Origin of the sequence: Vibrio sp. 10N.222.48.A3 (assembly GCF_041475345.1) — a bacterium.
In the GTDB taxonomy this organism is placed as follows: domain Bacteria; phylum Pseudomonadota; class Gammaproteobacteria; order Enterobacterales; family Vibrionaceae; genus Vibrio; species Vibrio tasmaniensis_A.
In genome coordinates this window covers 1-1,736 of sequence record NZ_JBFRVX010001066.1, presented here as the reverse complement: position 1 = coordinate 1,736, position 1,736 = coordinate 1, and the positions used below count along the sequence as shown (strand labels likewise).

General features: G+C 40.5%; 2 protein-coding genes and 1 pseudogene. 2 read left to right on the top strand and 1 reads right to left on the bottom strand.

The window, feature by feature from the left end; translation table 11 throughout:
* Nucleotides 1-354: hypothetical protein (locus AB4653_RS23675; protein ID WP_372105468.1), on the bottom strand; the 354-nt coding region annotated here is incomplete at its 3' end.
* 220 nt (nt 355-574) lie between these two features.
* Here AB4653_RS23675 and AB4653_RS23670 point away from each other — a divergent pair.
* Together AB4653_RS23670 and AB4653_RS23665 are read left to right on the top strand one after the other, a co-directional pair.
* Nucleotides 575-847, top strand: a complete 273-nt coding sequence (locus tag AB4653_RS23670) for a hypothetical protein (RefSeq protein WP_009846433.1) — start codon at nt 575-577, stop codon at nt 845-847.
* 19 nt (nt 848-866) lie between these two features.
* A pseudogene (locus AB4653_RS23665) lies at nt 867-1,736 on the top strand (hypothetical protein); the annotation flags it as partial.

The window sequence follows — 1,736 nt, the reverse complement described above, 5'->3', positions numbered from 1 at the left end:
CTCACTACTTAGGCTAACCATTCGACTAGATAAGATAGGTTTAGAGTAAATAACACCGCTACTAGAAACATTTTGTTCAGCCGTAATAATGGCATCAACTTGTTCAGTTTTAAGTACGTTATTTAGATCCGACGGAGAATGAAAACCGACAAACTCCAAGCCATTCAACTCACGCTCTGCATAGAAACCGGTCAATTCAGGCAATAATCCCGAAACCTCCCCCTCTTGGACAACAACGTACGGAGAAAATCCTGAGGTTTGAACTCCGATGGTAATCGAACCACTAGCCTTAACGTAAAAAGATACGGAAGAAGCCAGGATAATTAGAGAAAGTAGATTAAAAGCGCGGAACATGAATAACCTAGAGTTTTATTAATTAGTGCACCTTATATCTTATTCACAGTCTCGACTCACCAATTTGCACTGAACAATATGGAACTTCTGTTTAACGCAATCGGTTGCTCCGTTTTGGCAGTATGACTTATAAAATGAATTGTAAGCAGTTGATACAAAGCTTAATAACCCAATCAGCTACTAGGTTGGTCTCCCCGATGTTATATGAGGTCCCATAACAATGATTAAATTTCTACATATCAGTGCAATTATATTACCTATAGCTTTGATCGGCTGCGGGGGAGATAGTTCAAAAAAATCAACCACCACTTCAAAGCCTAAAACCCAGCAAGTTACCGCGACTAAATCTACTCTAAACCAAAAACTGAACAAGGTAGATTTGCAATCAAAAAAACTGAGCTCAGAAGGCGTTAATACGATTATGAACTTGCCTGTCGGAAAGACGAGCCTATCTATCTCTACACCGACCAAATTCAGTCAAGTTAAACAATAGATATTGAAGGATTAGTATTATGAAAAAAACCGTTTTAGCTTCAACCATTTGTATAAGCCTATTCTCTTCGTCTATCGTTAACGCCCACTACAATGGTGCTCATGAAGTCGGTGAGAACATGCGTAGTAGCATTGATGAAATGATTACAACTAAGCTTAAAGCGTCATTTTTTGACTCTGCTGCGCTTTATATGGACGCAACAAATGTTAAGCAATTAAAAACCTCCCCAACTGGATTGCTAACATCTTTGACTACGGGTTCGCAGAACACGGAACTTCCGTTGGAAACTAGACAGGAGTTGATCGACGCATCTCAAGAAGTCGGCTTTGTCGTTGACTACTTGAAGAAAAACCCTAAGACACAAGGTGTCGATAAAGAGGTGATGGATTTCTGTATTGCAGAAAACGTAGAAGCGAAGAATTGGCCGGGTATTGATTATGTTGTCGATCAATACGGCACAAAAAATGGTATCACTACGCTCCCCGTCTCTATTATCTATTTCGCATCCAAAGGCGAATGCCAAGATCCAAATGATTGGGCACCCAAGTTAAATCAGAGCACCGCAAAATCAGAATTTGAATCCTCAATTCCCCAAGAGATCATTGCTTACAGCTCAAACGTAGGTAACACTGGCGGTGAACTCGTCTTCATTCTTGAAAACAGTTATAACTTCAGTGACGAGCCCGAAGAGCAATTTGAGTCTTTTACTTTCTATCAAACATCAAGCGATGACACTCCTGGAACAGGTCTGTTTAGACGTACTCAAGTTAATAAAAACTCCTCAGATCCTACGCAAGCGTATTCAAAGTTTATCAACGTGGCATGTCAGGACTGTAATAGTGACAACGAGAAGTTTAAAGTTGAGAGCCGCGCCGAGTCTGGCTACGGT